Source organism: Oceanibaculum sp., from assembly GCF_022449305.1.
Lineage (GTDB): Bacteria > Pseudomonadota > Alphaproteobacteria > Oceanibaculales > Oceanibaculaceae > Oceanibaculum > Oceanibaculum indicum.
This window is the reverse complement of record NZ_JAKUSO010000028.1, coordinates 24,941-39,846: the sequence shown is the minus strand read 5'-3', so window position 1 is coordinate 39,846 and position 14,906 is coordinate 24,941. Positions and strand designations below refer to the sequence as shown.

The following is a 14,906-nucleotide window of genomic DNA, read 5'->3' as shown; positions in this document are numbered from 1 at the left end:
GGGAAGTCTCCCTGCTCGACAGCGCGATGGGGCTGATGGGGTATCTGGCGCAGAATTACTGGCGCTCAGGCAAATTGCCGGAACGTATGGGCACTGGCCATCCCTCGCTTGCCCCCTATCAGGCATTCGAGGCGTCTGACGGGGCGCTGATGGTCGGCGTCGGTAATGATGCGCAGTGGCGGCGGCTCTGCGCGTTGCTGGGGCTGGAGGAACAGGCCGATCATCCCGACTTTGCGACGAACGCGGCGCGGGTGCGCAATTTCGACCGCACCGTGGCGCTGGTGCAGGAGAAGGTGAGGGCGCAGCCCACCGCGCACTGGCTGTCCGTCCTGTCGGAGGCCGGGCTTCCCTGCGCGCCGATCCACACGCTGGATCAGGCGCTGGAGCACCCGCAGCTGGCGGCACGCGGCCTGCTGGCGGACAGCGAGCATCCGGTGCTGGGGCCGATCCGCACCATCGGCTATCCGGTACGCTTCGAGGGAGAGGCGCGCAAGGCCAGCCGCACGCCGCCGCTGCTGGGCGAGCATACGGCGGAGATCCTGCGCGAGCTGGGCTATGACGAGGCCGCCATCGCGGCGCTGGCCGAGGCCGGATATGTCGATGTAATTTAGTAAATCAATAATATTTTTGTTTTTAGAGATCCGAATGACCTCATCCGAAAAGCCTGTTAATCGACATGCGCGGTTTGGCCTGAGAGGCCCTTATGACCTTCTAAGAAAAATGTCTCATGACTGGAAAAGAATGCGCAGATACTGCGCTAATGGTAGGCCAGAATGTTCTTTTGCGGCGCTAGATTTTGCAATTTCTGCTTGGAGTATGGTTGATTGGATAAAGGAATATGTTTCACATGAAGATTTAAAGAGAATAATTGGGTTTGATGAAAGGGGAGAAGGTTTTTCAAAACAATATTATGACTTTATAACTAAAAAAATATACAAATTAAGACTGTGTAAAGAGATAGCAAATGGATCAAAGCATTTTATTGTATCTAATAATCCAGATTTGACAATTAAAACAAAGTCTTCTCCATTTATTAGATTTCAAATAACATCAGAAGATGAAATCGATACACGGTATCTTAGGTATTATCTTAGAATAAGGGAGGATGGTAATTTATATTATGCAGATGAAGTTTTTAGGAAAACTTGGATGAGCTGGAGGAACTTTCTCAAGAAAGAGGACATAGATCAAGGGTCGGGGGAAGAGGTACATCTGCACACACCGGAAATGCCATAGCTATAATCCTGAATTCTAGATGGCGGATAGAAAGTTATGAAAGGTATCGATAGCGACAGCGAGTTCGATCCCGCCGCGCATCAGGTGGCGGAGTTGCGCTGGTTCGAGGATTTCCGGCTGGGCGAGCGTTATTGCCTGCCCAGCCGCACGGTTACGGAATCCAATTTCGCGGCCTTCCAGACCGTGTCCGGCGACAATCACCCGATCCATTACGATGTGGAGTATTGCCGCGCGCATGGGCTGCCCGGCATGCTGGCGCACGGGCTTCAGGTGGTGTGCTTCACGGCGGCGGGGGCAGGACGCTTCCCGCATGAGGTCTCGCAGTCGCTGATCGCTTTCCTGGACCAGTCCTCGCGCTTCCTGACGCCGGTGTTCCTGGGCGACACGCTCTATCCGGCGCTGGAGATCGCCGAATTGACGCCGCAACGCACCACCGGCGTCATCGCCATGCGCTCCACCATCCACAACCAGCGCCGGGAGCTGGTGCTGGACGGCCAGCACCGCTACCTCGTGCGCAAGCGCCAGCCCGCCACATAAGGGCTCAGGCGTACAGCGTGCCCTCGGCGACGATCACCGCATCGCCGCCGATCTCCGCCGAGACCAGTGCGCCCTTTTCAACGACCAGCTGCAGGTCGATCAGGCTGGGCCGGCCCATCTCGTAGCCCTGCTCGATGACGAAATCGTGCGTGCCCTCGCCCGGCTTCTCGAACTGCATCAGGGCGCCAGCGAAGGAGGCGGCGGCGGAGCCGGTGGCCGGGTCTTCCGCCACGCCGAGCCCCGGCGCGAACATGCGGGCATGGAAGCGCGAGCCGGCCTCCACCGTCTCGGCGGTGTAGAGGTAGACGGCGGGGTGGTCGCTGTCGCCGAATGCCTCCTCGAAGGCGGCACCGGGCCGTGCCCGCCCGATGGCATCCAGCGTGGCGACCGGCACCATGTCGAACCTGACGCCCGCCGACATCCGGCTGGGCACATGCTGGCCGAAGCCGATCTCCGAAGGCTGGAGCCCCAGCGCGCGGGCGGCCTTGTCCACGCTCACCCCCTCACCCCAGCTCTGCGGCAGGCGGGGCAGGCGGAAGCGCGCCCGGCCCTGCCGTTCGCCCTTCGGCTCGGCGACGCAAGGCACGATGCCGATCTTCTCCTCCAGCCCGAAGGCTTCCGCGCTGGCGCCCTTCGCCTTCACTGCTGCTGGGTCCAGCAGCGCCAGCAGCACCGCCGTTCCCACCGTCGGATGGCCGGCGAAGGGCAGTTCGCGTCCCGGCGTGAAGATGCGGACGGCGGCGCGGTGGCGGGCCTCCGCCGGTGGCAGCACGAAGACCGTCTCCGAGAGGTTGAATTCCCGGGCGATCGCCTGCATTTCCTTGTCGTCCAGCCCATCGGCATCCAGCACCACGGCCAGCGGATTGCCGGCCAGCGGGCGGTTGGCGAAGACATTGAGGATGGTGTAGCGGCGCTGTGCGGCCATGGCGGGTCTCCCGGTTGCGTTTCGGCAGGAGGCTAGGTGCGCAGCGGAGGAATCTCAAGCAACAGCTTGTCACCGCTACATTTTCTCCAAATGCGACAGTTTAACGCAATGTTAGCGAGTCGCAGCGATACTTCTATTCGGACAGCCGAACGGGTTCGCATGACCATGAAATACATACCGGGCAATCTTGGTTCGACGGAGTCGGACACGATGCTGTGCGTTTATGATTCGCTGCAGGATGAGGGCATGGTGATCGCCGATCCGGCGACTGCCGCCGACCCGGACCTGAAGGTGTTGTTCGAATACTGGAAGCGGCTGCGCCGTCCCAATGGCGATGCGCATTATATCGACCTCGATTTCACGACTTTGCCGCGCCGCCTGCTGCCCTGGATATACCTGCTTCAGGTCGAGCGCGGAGAAGATATCCGCCTGAAGGTACGCACCATCGGCGAGCTGGTGACCCAGAGCATCGGTATCGAACTGCGCGGTCGTTATCTGGACGAGGTGAAGGGGGCGGAGGAGACCTGCCGCCGCATGCGCTTCTGTGTGGAGCGCAAGCTGCCCTACCGCATCCGCAATACCGCGAAATGGGACGATGTCACCGTCACCAGCTACGAGGCCCTTGTGCTGCCGCTGTGCAGTGAGGACGGGCAGGTCGAATATGTGCTGACCGTGGCAAAGTACGATCATGTCGAGCCGGTGGCAGTCTGCGATTCCAGCCTGTCCGCGCTCAATGCGCCGATGAACCTGCCGCGCTTCACCTCAAGCATCCTGGATGAGGGATTCGCCTACTGGGACCGTATTCGCGGCGACCGCCGCATGCCGCGCTTTGCTGATATCGATGCGGTCGATATCCCGAAGCTGCTGCCGCATGCGCTGGTGCTGGAAGTGGAGCCCGACCCGCTGGACTTCCGCTACCGGCTGATCGGCGAGCATGTCGGCACCTTCGTGCGCAAGGGGCTGAAGGGGCGCAGCTTCCGGGAATTCGACGAGAAGAAGCCCGGCAACATGATCTTCGATACGCTGGCGTCGGTCGTCTATGGCAAGCTGCCGCGCTTTGGCCGCTCATCCTATGCCGGCGAGAATCCGAAGATGCAGATGTTCCAGGAGATCTTGCTGCCGCTGTCGGATGACGGGGAGACTGTTAACCGCATCCTGATCTTCGCGGAATTCCGCGATAAGCGCTTCAAGGCCAGATAGCGTAGACATAGGCCGCATAGCCGGCGGCGAGAACCGCACCTTCCCAGCGCGCGATCCGCAGGCCTGACCAGGCGAACAGCACCAGCAGCAAAGAGACGGCGATCATCACCAGATTGTCGAAGCTGACGATCTCTGCCGGCACGGTTCCGGGGGCGATCAGCGCCGTTGCGCCGCCAATGCCCAGAATATTGTAGATGTTCGATCCGACGATGTTGCCGAAGGCGACATCGCCCTGGCGCCGGATCGCGGCAAGAACGGACGTCACGAATTCCGGCAGCGACGTGCCCACGGCAACGATGGTCAACCCGATCACCGTGTCGGATATTCCCCAGGACTGGGCGAGCGTGACCGCGCCGCTGACCAGGAAATTACCCCCCAGGACGACCAGGACGAGGCCGGCGAGAGCAATCGCCAGCGGCAGGAAAAGCTGCCGGCCTAACCCGGCATTGCCGGCCGGTACCGTGCCGGGGTCAGCCTGCTGCAACGCTTCGCTCTTGTCGTACACCGCGCCATGGCCTTCTCCGTGACCTGCCCCGTTTCCGGCGGCCGTTGCCCGGCGTTCCTGCCGGAAAGCGGTGTAGACATAGGCCATGAGCGCGGCAATGAAGGCCACGCCGACGACCCGGCCGAGCGGCATCACAGCGGCCAGCGCGGCAAATCCCAACGCTACGGCGACCATCACCATCGCATCGCGTTTCAGCGCGGCGGAGGTGACGACAATCGGAAACAGGACAGCGGATGCGCCGACGATCAGCAGGATGTTGGCAATGTTCGAGCCGACGATGTTGCCGTAGGCGATGCCGGGCGACCCGATCAGGGCCGCCTGTACGGAGGTGACGAGTTCCGGCGTCGATGTCCCGAATCCGACCAGCGTGAGGCCGATCACCAGCGGGGAGACGCCAAGATTGCCGGCGACTTGAACAGCCCCGCGGACCAGCAGGTCGCCGCCCGCCACAAGTAGGATCAAGCCGCCCAGAAGCGGCAGCCAGGTATCGAACATTTCTGCCTCGGGGAAATCTTACTGGGCGATGTCGGTATAGCCGCGCTCGATGGCGCGCTCCATCGCCTCGAAAGCACGCATCAGCTCCTCATAGGCCTCGCGGGCCTGGCGCAGTTCCTGGATTTCCGAAGGGTTTGGCCGACCGGCACCGCCGCCGAAAGTCAGTGCCTTGGCAAGGTAATCGGCGCGCAACTCCGCCACCCGTGTCGCCAGCCGCAGAAAATTCTGCTGGTTGAGGTTCTGCACCTTCTTGTGGATGACCTCGCGGTTGGCCGCGAACACCGACATCTCGATGCCTTCCATGAAGCGCATCAGTTTCAGGCGGGCTTCCTTGTCCAGCATGTCGCGCGACATCAGATGATCGACCTTTTCTCCGATATTGACCCGCGTGATCTTCGGCATCCGATCTCTCCCGAGCCGGTGTTCACCTATCGTATAAGTATAACCGAAAGCGCTGGAATACCGAAGAGAATCCGGTTTGTTTCCGGTTTACAGATAGGCGATCATGCGGCCGGCGGTCAGCACGCAGAGCCAGAGCGCCAGCGAAGCGATGGCCGCACCTTTCGCAGCCTGGGGCGGAGCATCCGGTGGCCAGACGGCAACGGTGCGCCAGGCGCCCCGGTGCAGCAGCAGCGCGTTCAGCCCGGCCAGCAGGATCAGCCCCATCTTCGCGAGGAAGGCAGGATTCTGGCCGACATGCACGGCCTCCGTGGTCAGCAGAATCAGCCCGCTGGGCAGCGCCAGCACGAAGCCGGCGACGGACAGCGGCAGGGTGAGTGCCGCCAGCCTGTCCACGGGCAGCAGGGCCTTTCCCCAGCCGAGGATGCGCAAATCCAGCGCGATAATGGTGCCGATCAGCAGGGCGAAGCCCAGGATATGGACGATCTCCACCGCCGGGAACAGCCACAGGCTCTCCCGCATGGCGCGGCCGATGGCGCCATCCTGCAGCCAGTGCAGGATGGCAGGGCCTGCGGCGGCGGGCGGCATCAGCGCAGTTCGACCGTCTTGCCCCCGGCCATGATGCGCTCGGCGCGCAGTTCCTGCGGGTCCTGGCGGTTCACATAGCCCTCGACGGTGACTTCCTTGCCGGTGGCAATCATTTCAGGCGAGAGGCCGCGGCTGTCCATGCGGTGCGGCGGTGCCAGGATCACCAGCCAGCTCTTGCCCTCGGCCGTCATGGTCAGGGTGCCATGCGGGTTGCCGTAGTTGGATTCGGCGACGGCACCGGTCAGCGTGACGAGCTTGGAGGAATCGTAGCTGCTCCAGCCATGATGCGCATTGGCGTGCTGGTGCAGGGCAAAGGCGGCGATGGCGGCCAGCGCCAGCATCAGCATGAGCCGGCGGGCCAGGGGACGCAGGGCGATGGGCTCCGGTTTCATGTTTCTCCCTCCTGTCTGTTCTACTGATCTTAAAAGTCTAAGTGCGACGAATTTTGGGCAGGACAAGGGGTGTCGGAAACTGTCGTGGAACCGTCATCGAAATCCGCTGGACGGCGGCGGCGCTTCGGCGATGATGGGCCCCGAAAACGGCGCCAAATGGCGCAAAAGGGGAAAACCATGACTGCACGCAGGCCGCGCAACATCTTGCTGATCACCGCTGACCAGTGGCGCGGCGACACGCTGGGTGCGGCGGGGCATCCGCTGGTGCGTACGCCCAACATCGATGCGCTGGCGGCGGAGGGCACCTTCTTCCGCCGGCATTACGCCAATGCCTCGCCCTGCGGCCCGTCGCGCGCCAGCCTGCTGGCCGGACTCTACCCGCACAATCACCGCTCGATCCGCAACGGTACGCCGCTGGATGCGCGCTTCACGAACGTAGCGCTGGAGGCGCGCAAGGCCGGCTATGACCCGGTGCTGTTCGGCTATACCGATACATCCGCCGATCCGCGCGAACTGCCGCCCGGCGATCCCAGGCTGGAGACCTATGAGGGCGTGCTGCTCGGCTTCACCGTCGGCGTGCGGCTGCCGGAGGATGCGAAGCCCTGGCTCGCCAGCCTGAAGGCGAAGGGCTACAGCGTGCCGGGGCCGGGCCACGAGATCTACCGGCCCGACCCGGCGGCGGTCACGCCCGACAAGGGCCCGACCTATGCGCCCGCACGCTTCAGGGCGGAGGACAGCGAGACGCACTGGCTGACCGACCGCGTCATCGAGCATCTGTCCATGCAGGGAGAGCAGCCCTTCTTCGTGCACCTCTCCTACCTGCGGCCGCACCCGCCCTTCATCGCGCCGGAGCCCTATAATGCGATGTACGACCCGGATGATGTGCCGGTACCGCTGCGTGGCGACATCGAATCAGACAAGGCACAGCACCCGCTGCTGAAGGCGATGCTGGAGGCGATCCCGCAATCCGCTTTCTTCCAGCATGGCGAGGGGCTGGCCGCCGAGATGAGCGAGCGCGACATGCGCCAGCTCCGCGCCACCTATTACGCGCTGCTGAGCGAGGTGGACGACAATCTGGGCCGGCTGTTTGGCTTCCTGAAGCGCGAAGGCCTGTGGGAGGACACGCTGGTCATCCTCACCAGCGACCATGGCGAGATGCTGGGCGACCATTTCCTGCTCGGCAAGCAGGGTTGGTTCGATGCCGCCTTCCATATCCCGCTGATCGTTCGCTCGCCGGGTGCCGATGGTGGCCGGCAAGTGACGGACTTCACCGAATCGGTCGATGTGATGCCGACCATTCTGGACGCGCTGGGCCTCGACGTGCCGGACCAGTGCGACGGGCGGCCCCTGACCGGCTTTCTGGAAGGACGACCGGCCCCGGCTGACTGGCGCGATGCCGCCTGCTTCCTGTTCGATTTCCGCGATGCAAGACTGCCGCTGCTGCAAAAGCCGCTGGGGCTGAAGGCCGATCACTGCACGCTGATGGCGATGCGCGGGGAACGCTGGAAATACGTGCATTTCACCGCGCTGCCGCCGCTGCTGTTCGACATGGACCGCGACCCGCAGGAGACGCGGAACCTGGCAACCGATCCGGCCCATGCCGGCGTGATGCTGGAGTGCGCCCAGCGCCTGCTGTCCTGGCGCATGGAGCATGAATATGGCGCGCTCGCCAACCTCATGCTCGGCCCCGGCGGGGTGGTGCGGGGGCGGTAGCGCAAAAGCAAAGGGCGGCCCGGTTAGGGGCCGCCCTTGCCAATCGGTTGCTGTCCGAAGGTTACGAGGCCAGCTTCAGGTCCCGCAGCACCGGCAGCCGGTCGGCCAGCGCATAGGCGCCGTTGCCCAGCAGGACCGCCACCACCGATGTCGCGATCAGGAAGGCCGGATATTCCCAGCCGCCGCCGGGGGCGGAGAACAGCCAGCCCTTGTCAGCATGCACCAGGAACAGCGCGCCCAGTAGCGCCGGGATCAGCGCCGCCGCGACCAGCCGCGTGCCGATGCCAGCGATCAGCAGCAGCCCGCCGCCAACCTCCGCCAGGATTGTCAAATAGGCGAAGACGCCCGGCAGGCCGAGCGATTCGAAGAACCCCACCGTGCCGGCCGGGGTGAAGACCAGGACCTTCAGCAGGCCATGGGCCAGGTACATCACGCCCAGCGACAGGCGGGTCACCAGCGCCGCATAGGCGACGTTCTGGGCGCTGGGTTGGGTATTGATCGTTGCGGTGTTCATCTCTCATCCCTCCGAAACTGAATGGCCTGGCCGGAACGTCCGGCCGCCCTTGGGGATGAAAATACGCTTTCCATTTGTGTGCACAATCCGGCTTTGTCGAAACATATTGTCGCCGAAATGGAGACATTTGGATGTATGCACCTCCATCGTCATGGTCGGACTTGATCCGACCATCCAGCGAACGGCGCCGCCTGTCTGGACCCTCGGGTCAAGCCCGAGGGTGACGAAGGAGATAGAAGGGCAGGCAGCCTCCGCTTCACCACTCCCATCAAACTCCAGTTGCACCTATTCTGGTGCAACCTTATCCTGCGCGAGGTGCAACCAGTCGCCCGGAGCAGGCCATGAGCAGCAGCAAGAGCGCGTCCACCACCATCGGCGTGAAGATCGACGAACGCTTGCGCGCCCGGCTGAAGGCGGCGGCGGAGCAGGTTGGCCGTTCGCCACACTGGCTGGTAAAGCAGTCGATGCTGTCCACCATCGAGCATATCGAGCGCGGCGGCACGCTGGCGGCGATCCTGGGCGAGGACGCGGCAGAGGCGGAGCTTGCCGAGACGGCGGAGGAAGCGGCGCTGACGCCCTTCCTGGAATTCGCCCAGTCGGTGCAGCCGCAAAGCGTGCTGCGCGCCAAGATCACCGCCGCCTACCGTCGGCCGGAGCCGGAATGCCTGCCGCTGCTGCTGACCCAGGCCAGCCTGCCGAAGAGCGTCACCGAACCGGCGAAGGATCTTGCCCGCACGCTGGTCGAGGCGCTGCGCGAGAAGATGCATGGCGGCGGCGTCGAGGCGCTGATCCACGAATATTCGCTGTCCAGCCAGGAAGGCGTGGCGCTGATGTGCCTGGCGGAGGCGCTGCTGCGCATCCCCGACCGGGCGACCCGCGACGCGCTGATCCGCGACAAGATCGGCGTCGGCGACTGGGAGGCGCATATCGGCCACAGCCCGTCGCTGTTCGTGAATGCCGCCACCTGGGGCCTGCTGGTGACCGGCCGGCTGACCAGCACCAGCAGTGAGGCCGGCCTGTCCTCCGCGCTGACGCGGCTGATCGGCAAGGGCGGCGAGCCGCTGATCCGCAAGGGCGTCGATATCGCCATGCGCATGATGGGCGAGCAGTTCGTGACCGGCCAGACCATCGCCGAGGCGCTGGCCAACAGCCGCAAATATGAATCGCGCGGCTTCCGCTATTCCTACGACATGCTGGGCGAGGCGGCGGTCACGGCGGCGGATGCCGACCGCTATTACCGCGACTACGAACAGGCGATCCACGCCATCGGCAAGGCGGCGGGCAAGCGCGGCATCTATGAGGGGCCGGGCATCTCGGTGAAGCTGTCGGCGCTGCATCCGCGCTATTCGCGCAGCCAGTACGAGCGCATGACCGGCGAGCTGCTGCCGCGCCTGAAGACGCTGGTGCTGCTGGCGAAGCAGTATGATATCGGCCTGAACATCGATGCGGAGGAGGCCGACCGGCTGGAAATCTCCCTCGACCTGCTGGAATCGCTCTGCTTCGATCCGGACCTTGCCGGCTGGAACGGCATCGGCTTCGTCATCCAGGCCTATCAGAAGCGCGCGCCCTTCGTGATCGACTATGTGATCGACCTGGCGCGGCGCAGCGGCCACCGGCTGATGATCCGGCTGGTGAAGGGCGCCTACTGGGATGGCGAGATCAAGCGCGCCCAGCAGGACGGGCTGGAGGGTTTTCCGGTCTATACCCGCAAGCTCTATACCGACGTGTCCTATATCGCCTGCGCGCGCAAGCTGCTGGCCGCACCCGATGCGGTGTTCCCGCAATTCGCCACGCACAACGCGCACACGCTGGCGACCATCTACCATCTGGCAGGGGCCAATTACTACGCCGGCCAGTACGAGTTCCAGTGCCTGCACGGCATGGGCGAGCCGCTCTATGACGAGGTGGTCGGCCACAACAAGCTGAACCGGCCCTGCCGCATCTACGCGCCGGTCGGCACGCACGAGACGCTGCTGGCCTATCTGGTGCGCCGGCTGCTGGAGAATGGGGCCAATACCTCCTTCGTGAACCGCATTGCCGACCGCTCCATCCCGGTGGACGACCTGATCGCCGATCCGGTGGAACAGGCCGCCGCAATCACGCCGGTCGGCGCGCCGCATCCGAAGATTTCCCTGCCGCGCGACCTGTTTCGGCCGGCGCGAGCGAATTCCGCCGGCCTCGACCTCACCAACGAGCAGCGACTGGCCTCGCTGTCCGGCGCGCTGCTGACCGGGGTGGAGATGCCCTACCGGGCGGAACCGCTGCTGGCCGACGGACCGGCGGCGGGCACTGAGCGCGCGATCCGCAACCCCGCCGACCACCGCGATCTTGTCGGCACCTGCTTTGATGCCACGGAGGAGACTGTCACGGCGGCGATGGGGCACGCGGCCAGCTACGCGCCGATCTGGCAGTCGACCCCGCCGGAGGAGCGTGCAGCCTGCCTCGACCGTGCCGCCGACCTGATGGAGGCGCGCCTGCAGGCGCTGCTCGGCCTGATCGTGCGCGAGGCCGGCAAGTCGCTGCCCAACGCCATCGGCGAGGTGCGCGAGGCGGTGGATTTCCTGCGCTACTACGCCGTGCAGGTGCGCGACGGATTCGCCAATGACACGCACCGCCCACTGGGGCCGGTGGTCTGCATCAGCCCGTGGAACTTCCCGCTGGCGATCTTCACCGGGCAGGTGGCGGCGGCCCTTGCCGCCGGCAATGCGGTGCTGGCCAAGCCCGCCGAGGAAACACCGCTGATCGCCGCCGAGGCGGTAAGGCTGCTGCATGAGGCCGGCGTGCCGGCCGGCGCGCTGCAACTGCTGCCGGGCGATGGAAAGGTTGGCGCCGCGCTGGTCGCGGATGCGCGCACGGCGGGCGTCATGTTCACCGGCTCGACCGAGGTGGCGCGGCTGATCCGCTCCACCCTTGCCGAACGGCTGAACGCCGACGGCAAGCCGATTCCGCTGATTGCCGAGACCGGCGGCCAGAACGCGCTGGTCGTGGACAGCTCCGCCCTGCCGGAACAGGTGGTGCTGGATGTGCTGATGTCGGCCTTCGATTCCGCCGGCCAGCGCTGCTCCGCCCTGCGCGTGCTGTGCCTCCAGGAGGAGATTGCCGACCGCGTGCTGGAGATGCTGCGCGGTGCGCTGGCGGAGCTGACGGTGGGCAATCCGGACCGGCTTGCGACCGATATCGGACCGGTCATCACCGAAGAGGCGCGCCAGACCATCCAGCGCCATATCGAGGCGATGCGCGCCAGCGGCCACAAGGTGGAACAGGCGGAGCTGCCGGCGGCGGCGAAGCACGGCACCTTCGTTGCCCCCACGCTGATCGAGATCGGCGATATCGGCGAACTGGAGCGCGAGGTGTTCGGCCCGGTGCTGCATGTCGTGCGCTACCGCCGGTCAAAGCTGAAGGCACTGGTCGAGGCGATCAACGGCACCGGCTATGGCCTGACCTTCGGCGTGCACAGCCGCATCGACGAGACCATCGCGAAGCTGACCGCCCAGGCGGAGGCCGGCAATATCTATGTGAACCGCAACCTGATTGGTGCGGTGGTCGGGGTGCAGCCCTTCGGCGGGCGCGGCCTGTCCGGCACCGGGCCGAAGGCGGGCGGGCCGCTCTATCTGCACCGGCTGCTGTCGCGCCGCCCGGCGGACAAGCAGGTCGGCCTCGCCCCCTCTGAGCAGGCGCTGGCCCCGGCTGTTGCCTATCGCGACTGGCTGGCGGCGCAGGGCAAGACGGAGGCCGCCGAGGCGGTTAGCCGCTATCTGGAACGCAGCCTGCTGGGCGCCTCGGTCGAGCTGCCGGGACCGGTGGGGGAGCGCAACCTCTATTCGCTGACGCCGCGCGGGGCCATCGCCTGCAGGCCGCAGAGCGAGGATGGCTTGCTGCGGCAGGTCGGCGCCGCGCTGGCGACCGGCAACCGGGCGCTGGTGCCCTCCGACTGGATGGCGCTGTTCGCGGGCGCGCCGGAAACGGTGACGGCGCTGATCCAGCCGGTCGGGGATGCGGCGAAGGCCGATTGCGCGGCGCTGCTGTTCGAGGGCGACAGCGACGCGCTGCTGGCGGCGAACAGGGCGCTGGCGGAACGGGACGGCGCCATCGTGCCGGTGCATGGCGTCACCCGCGAGGATCTGGCCGAGGGTCGCGACGACTACCCGCTGTTCATGCTGCTGGAGGAATGCGCGGTCAGCATCAACACGGCTGCGGCCGGCGGCAATGCCAGCCTGATGACCATCGGGTAGGGGGATGGGGATAGGGGGGGCTTAGAGCCCCCCTGTTGCGCCCCTGTTACCCCCTTTGGTGCCCGCTGCCGGACTCGAACCGGCACTTCCCGGAGGAAAACAGATTTTAAGTCTGCTGCGTCTACCGATTCCGCCAAGCGGGCAGGGGGAGTGGCCGCGCCCTTGATAGCGCGCCGGAGGGCGGCAAGACAATCGCCGATGGTGGCAAGGGTTAGCGATTAATTTCGTCATGGTCGGGCTTGACCCGACCATCCATTGACCGAGCGAACTGCACGGACTGCTGGACCCTCGGGTCAAGCCCGAGGGTGACGAATGAGAAAAGTAACTCTGCTTCGCTGCCACATTTTGTGTTGTCATTCCCGGCCTTGTGCCGGGAATCCAGGGGGCAGCTTACTCGGGCGGATATCCAGCTAGCGGAGGCCTGGACCCCCTAAGCGCCCTTGGGCAATAAATGCGGGGGTGACGGCTAGAGGGGATGGCGGGAGTAACGGGCAGAGATAAACGGCATATGGCATACCGGGAGGCTGCGGCCTTGGCGACGCGCCGCCCCTCCCAGAGCCTTACCTACTTCCCGGCCTCTTCCTTCACCGGTTCGCCCTCGACCGGTTCGCCGCCGAGGCTGCGGATGAGCGCGCGGACCTCGTCCGCCGCCGCGTCCAGAGTGGCCTCGTCGGTGCCGCGCAGCACCAGCGACACGCCGAAGCCGCCGCCGGCGAAATAGGGGTAGCTGCCGATATCGATGCCGGGGTGGCGCGTCTGGATGGCGCCCAGCCCCTGCGCCAGCGTACCCTCGCCGATGCGGCAGGAGACGGTGCGCGAGGCGATCTTCGCGCCGGTCGCCAGCTCGCCGCGCACGCTGTCGAACATCGCCTGCATGATCCGTGGGATGCCGGCGAAGACATAGACATTGCCGATGTGGAAGCCGGGCGCCTTGGAGACCGGGTTCTCGACCAGCGTGGCGCCTTCCGGTACCTCGGCCATCTTCTTGCGCGCCTCGTTGAATTCCGCCCCGGTCGCGGCGTAATGCGCGGCCAGCACGGCCATCGCCTCGGGGTGGCGGATGAGATTCACGCCGAAGGCCTTGGCGATACAGGCCGAGGTGATGTCGTCATGCGTCGGCCCGATGCCGCCGGTGGTGAAGACATAGGTGTAGCGCGCCCGCAGCTCGTTCACCGCCTCAATGATCCGCGCCTCGATGTCGGGCACCACGCGCGCCTCCATCATGCGGATGCCCATCTCCGAGAGCTGCGTTCCGAGATGGGAGAGGTTGGCATCCTTGGTGCGGCCGGACAGCACCTCATTGCCGATGATGAGGAGAGCGGCAGTAGGGGCGGGGTTTGATTCCATGGGATGAAACCTTAACTTTCTTGTTCTATGAATCCGGCCCGGAAGAGAATGCGAGGGCGCCGGGAGAAGATAGGCCGCGCCCGGCGCGCAGGAAAGGGATAGAAGCAGAATGACCCCCGCCAAGGCCGCGCCGGCCGCCTCACCGCGCCCGATGCGCATCGTCAGTCCGCGGCTGCAGCGGCTCTATGCGATGTGGCTGCGGGCCGCCGACGGCTACCGCATGCCAGATCCCGGCCGCATCGGGCCGCTCGATCTGGCCGACGAGTTGCTGAACATCCTGCATGTCGAGGTAGTGTGGCCGGAGAACGGGACGGATGCGCCGCCGCGTTACCGCTACCGCACCATCGGCATGGCGCTGCAGCGCTTCTATGGCGGCAATCCCGAAGGCAAATATGTGGACCAGATGCCGAACCCGCTGTTCCGCCGCATCGCCGGCAATGCCTACCGCGAGGTTGTGGAGAGCCGCGCGCCCACCTGCCAGACCCAGCGTTTCTACAAGGATCTCTGGTTCGCCTCCTATGAGCGGTTGCTGCTGCCGCTGTCGGCGGACAGCGACAGGGTGACCTCGATCATCGGCTGCATCGTGCCGAAGGTCGGCGTGGTGAAGGATGGCAAAGAGAGCGAACTGGAGCCGGAGGCCGGCGGCAAGGCCAGTGCCACCGGAATGCGCTGGTAGGGGTGGGGGTAGGGAGCGGAAGTAGGGCTGATCTGCCGAAAATGCGGGTGACGCGGGCACCCGCTATCCCCATCTCGCTGGACAAACAGGCCCGCTTGGCGGTATAGGCCCCGCTTTTACGCCGGATAAGCGTGATTCCGGCCCGTT

The 14,906-nt window shown here is 65.0% G+C and carries 14 protein-coding genes and 1 tRNA gene; 7 read left to right on the top strand and 8 right to left on the bottom strand.

Annotation, left to right across the window (positions count from 1 at the left end; genetic code table 11):
- The 3 genes from MK313_RS10310 to MK313_RS10300 all read left to right on the top strand — a co-directional run.
- A partial coding sequence (locus MK313_RS10310; RefSeq protein ID WP_287781362.1) for a CaiB/BaiF CoA transferase family protein occupies nt 1–611 on the top strand: 611 nt, incomplete at its 5' end.
- A 34-nt stretch (nt 612–645) separates the two neighbouring features.
- Nucleotides 646–1,236, top strand: coding sequence for a hypothetical protein (locus MK313_RS10305; RefSeq protein WP_287781360.1), 591 nt, complete (start codon nt 646–648; stop codon nt 1,234–1,236).
- Nucleotides 1,237–1,272: 36 nt separating this feature from the next.
- Nucleotides 1,273–1,773, top strand: coding sequence for a MaoC family dehydratase (locus MK313_RS10300; RefSeq protein ID WP_287781359.1), 501 nt, complete (start codon nt 1,273–1,275; stop codon nt 1,771–1,773).
- Between the two features lie 4 nt (nt 1,774–1,777).
- On the opposite strand, the gene MK313_RS10295 is transcribed toward MK313_RS10300, so the two are convergent.
- Entirely contained in the window at nt 1,778–2,698 is a 921-nt protein-coding gene (locus MK313_RS10295; RefSeq protein WP_287781358.1) for a PhzF family phenazine biosynthesis protein, read from the bottom strand.
- 159 nt (nt 2,699–2,857) lie between these two features.
- On the opposite strand from MK313_RS10295, the gene MK313_RS10290 reads away from it, so the two are divergent.
- The gene (locus tag MK313_RS10290) at nt 2,858–3,898 is read left to right on the top strand and encodes a PAS domain-containing protein (RefSeq protein WP_008942758.1); all 1,041 of its coding nucleotides are present in this window, start codon (nt 2,858–2,860) and stop codon (nt 3,896–3,898) included.
- On the opposite strand, the gene MK313_RS10285 is transcribed toward MK313_RS10290, so the two are convergent.
- The 4 genes from MK313_RS10285 to MK313_RS10270 all read right to left on the bottom strand — a co-directional run bounded on the left by MK313_RS10285 (nt 3,885) and on the right by MK313_RS10270 (nt 6,277).
- Nucleotides 3,885–4,898, bottom strand: coding sequence for a calcium/sodium antiporter (locus MK313_RS10285; RefSeq protein ID WP_008942757.1), 1,014 nt, complete (start codon nt 4,896–4,898; stop codon nt 3,885–3,887). The genes MK313_RS10290 and MK313_RS10285 overlap by 14 nt on opposite strands.
- 18 nt (nt 4,899–4,916) lie before the next feature.
- The gene (locus tag MK313_RS10280) at nt 4,917–5,300 is read right to left on the bottom strand and encodes a hypothetical protein (protein WP_287781357.1); all 384 of its coding nucleotides are present in this window, start codon (nt 5,298–5,300) and stop codon (nt 4,917–4,919) included.
- Between the two features lie 87 nt (nt 5,301–5,387).
- Entirely contained in the window at nt 5,388–5,885 is a 498-nt protein-coding gene (locus MK313_RS10275; RefSeq protein WP_287781356.1) for a hypothetical protein, read from the bottom strand.
- Nucleotides 5,885–6,277 (bottom strand): DUF6152 family protein, encoded by a 393-nt coding sequence (locus MK313_RS10270; RefSeq protein WP_287781355.1) that lies wholly within the window; start codon nt 6,275–6,277, stop codon nt 5,885–5,887. Before MK313_RS10270 ends, MK313_RS10275 begins: the two co-directional genes overlap by 1 nt.
- Before the next feature lie 177 nt (nt 6,278–6,454).
- Here MK313_RS10270 and MK313_RS10265 point away from each other — a divergent pair, with 177 nt between their 5' ends.
- Complete coding sequence (locus MK313_RS10265; protein ID WP_287781353.1) at nt 6,455–7,990, top strand: alkaline phosphatase family protein; 1,536 nt, start codon at nt 6,455–6,457, stop codon at nt 7,988–7,990.
- Nucleotides 7,991–8,051: 61 nt separating this feature from the next.
- Here the strand turns inward: MK313_RS10265 and MK313_RS10260 are convergent, their stop codons facing one another.
- Nucleotides 8,052–8,504, bottom strand: a complete 453-nt coding sequence (locus tag MK313_RS10260; protein ID WP_008942752.1) for a DoxX family protein — start codon at nt 8,502–8,504, stop codon at nt 8,052–8,054.
- A 341-nt stretch (nt 8,505–8,845) separates the two neighbouring features.
- Here MK313_RS10260 and putA point away from each other — a divergent pair, with 341 nt between their 5' ends.
- Nucleotides 8,846–12,736 carry a trifunctional transcriptional regulator/proline dehydrogenase/L-glutamate gamma-semialdehyde dehydrogenase gene (gene putA / locus MK313_RS10255; RefSeq protein WP_287781351.1) on the top strand — a complete coding sequence of 1,297 codons (3,891 nt, stop codon included), beginning with the start codon at nt 8,846–8,848 and terminating at the stop codon, nt 12,734–12,736.
- Between the two features lie 56 nt (nt 12,737–12,792).
- Here putA and MK313_RS10250 read toward each other — a convergent pair.
- Together MK313_RS10250 and MK313_RS10245 are read right to left on the bottom strand one after the other, a co-directional pair.
- Nucleotides 12,793–12,879: transfer RNA gene (locus MK313_RS10250), tRNA-Leu, on the bottom strand.
- Nucleotides 12,880–13,300: 421 nt separating this feature from the next.
- A complete protein-coding gene (locus tag MK313_RS10245; protein ID WP_287781350.1) occupies nt 13,301–14,083 on the bottom strand; it encodes a competence/damage-inducible protein A in 783 nt (260 codons plus the stop codon).
- Between the two features lie 109 nt (nt 14,084–14,192).
- On the opposite strand from MK313_RS10245, the gene MK313_RS10240 reads away from it, so the two are divergent.
- Nucleotides 14,193–14,759, top strand: coding sequence for a PAS domain-containing protein (locus tag MK313_RS10240; RefSeq protein ID WP_121216956.1), 567 nt, complete (start codon nt 14,193–14,195; stop codon nt 14,757–14,759).
- The last annotated feature ends 147 nt before the right edge of the window (nt 14,760–14,906 follow it).

Coding starts and splice junctions, on each gene's coding strand:
- MK313_RS10245 (WP_287781350.1), bottom strand. CDS start 14,083: ATGGAATCAAACCCCGCCCCTACTGCCGCTCTCCTCATCATCGGCAAT.
- MK313_RS10275 (WP_287781356.1), bottom strand. CDS start 5,885: ATGCCGCCCGCCGCCGCAGGCCCTGCCATCCTGCACTGGCTGCAGGAT.
- MK313_RS10305 (WP_287781360.1), top strand. CDS start 646: ATGACCTCATCCGAAAAGCCTGTTAATCGACATGCGCGGTTTGGCCTG.
- MK313_RS10285 (WP_008942757.1), bottom strand. CDS start 4,898: ATGTTCGATACCTGGCTGCCGCTTCTGGGCGGCTTGATCCTACTTGTG.
- MK313_RS10270 (WP_287781355.1), bottom strand. CDS start 6,277: ATGAAACCGGAGCCCATCGCCCTGCGTCCCCTGGCCCGCCGGCTCATG.
- MK313_RS10265 (WP_287781353.1), top strand. CDS start 6,455: ATGACTGCACGCAGGCCGCGCAACATCTTGCTGATCACCGCTGACCAG.
- MK313_RS10280 (WP_287781357.1), bottom strand. CDS start 5,300: ATGCCGAAGATCACGCGGGTCAATATCGGAGAAAAGGTCGATCATCTG.
- MK313_RS10295 (WP_287781358.1), bottom strand. CDS start 2,698: ATGGCCGCACAGCGCCGCTACACCATCCTCAATGTCTTCGCCAACCGC.
- MK313_RS10300 (WP_287781359.1), top strand. CDS start 1,273: ATGAAAGGTATCGATAGCGACAGCGAGTTCGATCCCGCCGCGCATCAG.
- MK313_RS10260 (WP_008942752.1), bottom strand. CDS start 8,504: ATGAACACCGCAACGATCAATACCCAACCCAGCGCCCAGAACGTCGCC.
- putA (WP_287781351.1), top strand. CDS start 8,846: ATGAGCAGCAGCAAGAGCGCGTCCACCACCATCGGCGTGAAGATCGAC.
- MK313_RS10290 (WP_008942758.1), top strand. CDS start 2,858: ATGACCATGAAATACATACCGGGCAATCTTGGTTCGACGGAGTCGGAC.
- MK313_RS10240 (WP_121216956.1), top strand. CDS start 14,193: ATGACCCCCGCCAAGGCCGCGCCGGCCGCCTCACCGCGCCCGATGCGC.